A 6175-nucleotide genomic window follows, 5' to 3' on the forward strand; every position below is an offset into this window, starting at 1 on the left:
TTTTAAATATATTAAATTTGATGATTCCTAAGGTATCTATAGGAGTAGAGTTTATTGCCACCGAAGAAGATATACTTAAGTCTATACACAAAGAGGTAGGAGCCTCGCTTACATTTCTTGGTATAGCAAGAGCCTCAAAAGAAGACGGAGATATAGTAGAGCTTTTCTACGAAGCCCATGAACCCATGGCTTTAAAAATTTTTGAAGACATAAGATTAAAAGCCATAAAGGATTTTTCTTTAATAGACGCCTATATTTACCATAAGATAGGTAGCGTGAAAGTGGGAGAAGTATCTTTTTTCGTACTGGTGCTTGGCTCTCACAGAGACGAGGTTTACAAAGGCTCAAGGTTTATAGTGGATGAAGTAAAAAAAGAAGCCCCCATATGGAAAAAGGAGGTTTTTAGAGATGGAAGCTCTAAATGGGTCATGGGTGCATGAGATAACTTACCTTCGAATATCCATCACCGATAAGTGCAACATGAAATGCTCTTACTGTAGACCCACAAACGTGGATTATATATCACACAAGGAGCTTCTATCTTACGAGGAGATAAGAGATATAGTTTCTATCATGAAAGATTTTGGTCTTAAAAAAGTTAGAATCACCGGCGGAGAACCACTCGTAAGGCCTCAAGTTTGGAAACTGGTATCTTTGCTAAAAGCTATAAACTTAGAGTCTATATCAATGACCACCAACGGTACATATCTAAAAGAGTATGCAAAACTTTTAAAAGAAGCTGGTCTTGATACTATAAATATAAGCTTAGATACGTTAGATGAAGATAAGTTTAAACATGTTACCAAAAGCGATATAAAGCCAGTTTTAGAAGGTATTTACGAAGCTTCTTCTTTGGGATTTAACATAAAACTAAACACAGTGCTCATAAAAAATTTTAACGACGATGAGATAATACCCCTTGTGGAATTTGCAAGAGATGTAAGAGCAAGGATAAGGTTTATAGAGCTAATGCCTGTTGGGAAGCTTGATTTTTTCAATAGATCAAAAATTTTTTACAACCACCAAGTGTTTGAGCTTTTAGAAAAAACTTATGGAAAACTTGTAGCGCTACCTCCAGATGGTTCTAAAAGTGCAAGAAGGTTTTTAATAAAATCTATAGACACGGAGGTGGGTTTTATAAGTCCTATATCAAGTCCTTTTTGCGATGGATGTTCAAAACTAAGGCTTACGCCTGAAGGCACTATTATGTATTGTCTTAGGACCAACGGCGGCATAAATATAAAAAAGTTGATAAGAGAAGAGGGTATAGAAGCTTTTAGGAAAATAATGCCAGACATAATTACGCAAAAAAACCTATCGAACGAATATATAATAAACAACAATTATAACTTTTTAGACTGCAACAGAGCGATGACTTCTATAGGCGGATAATGAAGTTTAAGGTAGTAAACTTAGGCTGTAGAATGAACCAATTTGACGGAGACTTTATAAGCTCATGGCTTTTAAAACATGGTTATGAAAAATCAGAAATACCAGATATATACATAATAAACACCTGCACCGTCACATCACAAGCGGATAGAAGCTCAAGACAAGCTATATATCAAGCCAAAAAAGAAAATCCAAACGCCGTTGTAATAGCTACTGGCTGCTATGCCCAAACTCAAAAAGAAGTTTTGGAAAAATTAAAAGAAGTAGATATAGTCTTAGGAAACGCAAATAGGACAGATATATTAGAAGCTATAAAAAATTACATGGATACCAAACAAAAGCTATCTTACGTAGACAACATATTTAGGCAAAACGATATAGCCTTTCAAGAGGATATAATTTTTGAGAACCATAGACCTTTTTTAAAAATACAAGAAGGTTGCAACAGCTTTTGCACTTTTTGTATAATACCTTTTGCCAGAGGTAAATCAAGAAGCGTAGACGAAGAGCTTGTTTTTAAAAGCGTGCAAAATTTATACGAAAAAGGCTATAAAGAAGTGGTACTAACCGGCACACAGCTAAGCCAATACGGACACGATAAAGGCACTTCACTTTTTAAGCTTTTAAAAAAACTAATAAAAATACCAATATTTATAAGACTTTCCTCTATGAATGTGAATGAGATAAAAAACGATAAAAACCTGTTAGACCTTATAACCCAAGAAGAAAATATAATGCCTCATTTTCATCTTTCTCTTCAAAGCGCCAGCGACAACATCCTAAAAGCAATGAGAAGAGAATATACGCTAAAAGAGTACGAAGAAACTGTAGATTATATCATTAAAAAAAGACCAATTAGCGCTATAGGTACAGATGTAATAGTGGGATTTCCAACAGAAACCGATGAAGATTTTAACATCACCTACAATTTCCTAAAGGGTTTTCCTTTTGCTTACCTTCACATATTTACATATTCAGATAGGCCTCTTACAAAAGCACAAAAACTAACACCGAAAGTAGATACAAACACCAAAAAAGAGCGCTCAAACACCCTTCATATACTTGACAAAGAAAAAAGAGCAATCTTTAGAAAAAACATGGAAGGCAAGACACTAAGAGCACTAACCATATCCTCTGATAAAGCCATCACAGAAAATTATATAGAACTAACTCCAAGAGACCTTTTTATGGAAAAATTTGACAAAATAAATGATATAATATTGGTAAGATTATGAAGATAGTGGCAAGAAGCGTTAAGGTAGAACCAATAGATGGTAAGATAGAGCGCTGTGCTGACGGTGAAAATTCTAAATTTTACTGCCTTAAAGTTTTAATCACATTTTCAAATGGCACTACAAAAGAGTATGTTATGAGAGCACACAACGAACCAAAAACCTTAGAGCGTTTTATAAACAACGACAAAGGCTACAAAGATAAGTTTCAAGATAAGTTTGCCCTCACAGATAAAGGAGAAATAGTATATCTACCAAATGTACCCCAAGAAGCTCTATCTACATGAGATATTAACAAAAGCACTCATGCTGACATTTTGCTTCGATACAGCCGGTAAAGGTAAAGTTTTTGCCATAGCAAAAGCTATTGGTCTAGGAGTGTTTTCTGCATAAGATAAGCTTTTTACAAAACAATCTTTGTTAAAGATCTTAGAAAACTCTGCTACATAGTCAATAGATTTTTTAGCTAAATCTTTTACAAGATAATCTTTTGCTTTATCAATTTCTTCTTTGGGAACAACAAAACCAGAGTAAGTTATTTGATAGTTTATACCTTTTAAAGCGTTTAATAGCTTATCTTGGTCTTTTGGGTTTTTCATATAAAAAGTATAGCTATCTATCCCTTTGTAGCCTTCACATATGTATTTGTTATTATTATAAAAGCAGTTTCTTAAAATACTAAAATTACCACCTTTGTAAGGTATGTTAAGACTCCTTATCATAGTATCAACTCTACCAAGATAAACTACTACATCGTCGCTACTTTGAGCGCTATAATTTATAGCAACACCAAGCTTATAAACGCTTGGCAAAAGACTCTTGTTATCTTTAAGCTGTATGCTTATATCTGGATAGGCGTAGGATATAGCGCAAAAACCCAAAACGAAAAATAAAAGTTTACCTTTTTTCATACATTCATTATAACAACTTTTAAAACCCATTAGCATGATATAATAAAGAATGCACAATTCAAGTAGCAAGTTCATATTTGTAACAGGCGGTGTTTTATCTTCTCTTGGTAAAGGTGTAGCTTCCGCTTCCATAGGGGCTTTATTGGAAGGTCTTGGGCTTAATATAACTCTTCAAAAGTTAGACCCTTATCTAAACGTAGATCCCGGAACTATGAACCCGTATCAACACGGTGAGGTGTTTGTAACAGAAGATGGTGCCGAAACCGACCTTGATTTAGGACACTATGAAAGGTTTACCAATACAAACTTGTCTAAACTAAACAACATAACCGCTGGGAAAATATACAACAGCGTTTTAGAAAAAGAGAGAAAAGGTGCATACCTTGGTTCTACAGTGCAAGTGATCCCGCACGTCACCGATGAAATAAAGTCTATGATATTAAAAGTCTCAAAAGATAAAGACATCACAATAGTTGAAATAGGTGGTACCGTTGGAGATATAGAGAGCTTGCCTTTTCTAGAGGCTATAAGACAGCTTCAGCTTGAGCTTGGAAAACAAAACACACTTTTTATACATCTAACCTATGTCCCTTACATATCAGTTGCAGGTGAGTTAAAAACCAAACCAACCCAACACTCGGTAAAAGAGTTAAGAGCTATAGGTATCCAGCCAGATATTATAATATGCCGCTCTGAGGTAGAGCTTCCTCAAGATGTAAAATCAAAAATAGCGATGTTTTGCAATGTAAAACCGGAAAATGTCATATCTGCTTATGATGTAGATTATATTTATAAAATCCCTCTTATTTTAAAAGCCCAAAACTTAGATAAAATCATAATAGAAGCTTTTAACTTAGAACAAAAATCACCAAACTTATCAAAATGGGAAGATATTGTATCAAGGCTTGAGAGCTTGCAAGACAGCGTCAACATAGCTATAGTAGGAAAATATATAAAGCTAAAAGACGCTTACAAAAGCCTTATAGAAGCTCTTATACACGGTGGTATTGAAAATAAGTTGAAAGTAAATATGGTTTGGTTTGACTCTGAAAATGTTGAAGAAAAAGATTTAGAGCATATGGACGGTATACTAATACCAGGGGGATTTGGAGAAAGGGGAATAGAGGGTAAGATAAAAGCCCTTAACTACGGCAGGACCCACAACATACCTACTTTTGGCATATGCCTTGGCATGCAACTTATGGCGGTGGAGTTTGCTAGAAACGTTTTAGGCTTTAAAGATGCAAATTCTACAGAGTTTGACCCAAATACACCAAATCCCGTTATAGACATTATGGAAGACCAGAAAAACGTAGAAAACATGGGTGGGACTATGAGATTGGGAGCTTACGAATGCCTTATAAAAGAAAATACAAAAGCTTATGAAATCTACAAAGAAAATCTAATATACGAAAGACACAGACACAGATACGAATTTAACAACAAATACAAAGAAGATTTTGAAAAAAACGGTTTTATAGCTTCTGGTATATACCCTAAAAAATCTCTAGTTGAAATATTAGAGTTAAAGGACCACAGATGGTATATAGGATGTCAATTTCATCCAGAGTTTAAAAGCAAACCTTTCAAAGCCCACAAATTGTTTGCATCTTTTATAGAAAATGCATATATTTATAAGAAGGAAAGGAGTTAAAATATGGCCTTGGACTACCAACCGATGTACGTGCTTGCCAGCGGAATGAGTTTAGAGCAAAGAAGATTGGATGTAGTAGCCAACAACATAGCAAACGCAGATACACCCGGTTTTAAAAAAGATTTTCTATCGGCTTTGGCCTACTATACACCAGACGCCACCAAAGAACCAGGCACAGCTCCTGACAACCCTTCAAACAACTACGTTTATCCTATCATGGAAAAAATATACACAAATTTTACCGAAGGACCCATCAAGAAAACAGACAACCCCCTTGACTTAGCCATAAACGGCAAAGGCTTTTTCAAAGTGATGAACGACAAAGGCCAAATATTTTATCAAAGAAGAGGAGATTTTCAACTAGACAAGAACGGGTATCTCGTAAATCACTACGGCATGAAGGTGTTGGGTCCAAAAAACCAACCCATTCAAATACCACCCATAGCTACATCTATCCATATATCACCCCAAGGAAACGTATTTATAACAACTCAAGGTACCAACGAAACGCCCACACAAGTAGGAACTATAGGCTTGTAGACCTAACTAATCCAGAAAAAGCCGGCAACGACCTTTATACCGCTCAAAACGCCACGCCAGACACAACATCCACTTTAATACAAGGGGCTTTAGAAGGTTCTAACGTAAATCCAGTAAGAGAAATGGTGCAGCTTATCGACCTTTCAAAAGCCTATCAAGTCTATGGAAACCTTGTAAAAGGCCTAGAAACCACCCAGTCCAAAGTCTCAAACAACTTCGGCTAGTTTTTAGGATTTTTCTAAATCTAGCAAATATCGATAGACTTTTTCTAACTTAGGTATCAAAGCCGGTATATCAGAAGTGGCTGTTTCCCATATTATTTCATAATCAATCTCATGATAAAAATGAATAACTTTATCCCGCATTTTTGCTATGGCACTCCAGGAAATATCAGAAAATGTTTGTCTAATATCAGGTGGTAAGCACTTTACCGCTTCTCCTATTAT

General features: G+C 35.3%; 9 protein-coding genes. 7 read left to right on the top strand and 2 right to left on the bottom strand.

From position 1 onward, the window contains the following. Positions 1-20: 20 nt before the first annotated feature. Genes ACP5S8_RS01595 through ACP5S8_RS01610 form a run of 4 tightly spaced genes read left to right on the top strand, consistent with a single transcriptional unit; the run spans position 21 to position 2911 of the window. Entirely contained in the window at positions 21-440 is a 420-nt protein-coding gene (locus ACP5S8_RS01595; protein ID WP_461875444.1) for a molybdenum cofactor biosynthesis protein MoaE, read from the top strand. Beyond that, a complete protein-coding gene (moaA, locus tag ACP5S8_RS01600; RefSeq protein WP_461875445.1) occupies positions 409-1392 on the top strand; it encodes a GTP 3',8-cyclase MoaA in 984 nt (327 codons plus the stop codon). The genes ACP5S8_RS01595 and moaA overlap by 32 nt, the downstream gene beginning before the upstream one ends. After that, positions 1392-2627: a tRNA (N(6)-L-threonylcarbamoyladenosine(37)-C(2))-methylthiotransferase MtaB gene (mtaB, locus tag ACP5S8_RS01605; protein WP_461875446.1), complete on the top strand. Its 1236-nt coding sequence runs from the start codon at positions 1392-1394 to the stop codon at positions 2625-2627. Before moaA ends, mtaB begins: the two co-directional genes overlap by 1 nt. Then, complete coding sequence (locus ACP5S8_RS01610) at positions 2624-2911, top strand: hypothetical protein (protein ID WP_461870893.1); 288 nt, start codon at positions 2624-2626, stop codon at positions 2909-2911. Before mtaB ends, ACP5S8_RS01610 begins: the two co-directional genes overlap by 4 nt. On the opposite strand, the gene ACP5S8_RS01615 is transcribed toward ACP5S8_RS01610, so the two are convergent. Then, the gene (locus tag ACP5S8_RS01615; protein ID WP_461875447.1) at positions 2900-3535 is read right to left on the bottom strand and encodes a hypothetical protein; all 636 of its coding nucleotides are present in this window, start codon (positions 3533-3535) and stop codon (positions 2900-2902) included. The genes ACP5S8_RS01610 and ACP5S8_RS01615 overlap by 12 nt on opposite strands. A 49-nt stretch (positions 3536-3584) precedes the next feature. Between ACP5S8_RS01615 and ACP5S8_RS01620 the strand changes: the two genes are divergently transcribed. The 3 genes from ACP5S8_RS01620 to ACP5S8_RS01630 all read left to right on the top strand — a co-directional run bounded on the left by ACP5S8_RS01620 (position 3585) and on the right by ACP5S8_RS01630 (position 5953). Then, a complete protein-coding gene (locus ACP5S8_RS01620) occupies positions 3585-5189 on the top strand; it encodes a CTP synthase (protein WP_461875448.1) in 1605 nt (534 codons plus the stop codon). A gap of 3 nt (positions 5190-5192) precedes the next feature. Next, positions 5193-5729, top strand: a complete 537-nt coding sequence (locus tag ACP5S8_RS01625) for a flagellar hook-basal body protein (protein WP_461875449.1) — start codon at positions 5193-5195, stop codon at positions 5727-5729. A gap of 122 nt (positions 5730-5851) precedes the next feature. After that, positions 5852-5953, top strand: a complete 102-nt coding sequence (locus ACP5S8_RS01630) for a hypothetical protein (RefSeq protein ID WP_461875450.1) — start codon at positions 5852-5854, stop codon at positions 5951-5953. A 3-nt stretch (positions 5954-5956) separates the two neighbouring features. Here the strand turns inward: ACP5S8_RS01630 and ACP5S8_RS01635 are convergent. Beyond that, positions 5957-6175 (bottom strand): HepT-like ribonuclease domain-containing protein (locus ACP5S8_RS01635; protein WP_461875451.1); only part of this gene is annotated, 219 nt, incomplete at its 5' end.

The sequence above is a fragment of the Hydrogenobaculum sp. genome, assembly GCF_049967395.1.
Lineage (GTDB): Bacteria > Aquificota > Aquificia > Aquificales > Aquificaceae > Hydrogenobaculum.

Bases quoted from the DNA above. Each gene is read 5' to 3' on its own strand.
- ACP5S8_RS01625 (WP_461875449.1), top strand. From the start codon at position 5,193: ATGGCCTTGGACTACCAACCGATGTACGTGCTTGCCAGCGGAATGAGT.
- mtaB (WP_461875446.1), top strand. From the start codon at position 1,392: ATGAAGTTTAAGGTAGTAAACTTAGGCTGTAGAATGAACCAATTTGAC.
- ACP5S8_RS01610 (WP_461870893.1), top strand. From the start codon at position 2,624: ATGAAGATAGTGGCAAGAAGCGTTAAGGTAGAACCAATAGATGGTAAG.
- ACP5S8_RS01595 (WP_461875444.1), top strand. From the start codon at position 21: ATGATTCCTAAGGTATCTATAGGAGTAGAGTTTATTGCCACCGAAGAA.
- ACP5S8_RS01615 (WP_461875447.1), bottom strand. From the start codon at position 3,535: ATGAAAAAAGGTAAACTTTTATTTTTCGTTTTGGGTTTTTGCGCTATA.
- ACP5S8_RS01620 (WP_461875448.1), top strand. From the start codon at position 3,585: ATGCACAATTCAAGTAGCAAGTTCATATTTGTAACAGGCGGTGTTTTA.
- ACP5S8_RS01630 (WP_461875450.1), top strand. From the start codon at position 5,852: ATGGTGCAGCTTATCGACCTTTCAAAAGCCTATCAAGTCTATGGAAAC.
- moaA (WP_461875445.1), top strand. From the start codon at position 409: ATGGAAGCTCTAAATGGGTCATGGGTGCATGAGATAACTTACCTTCGA.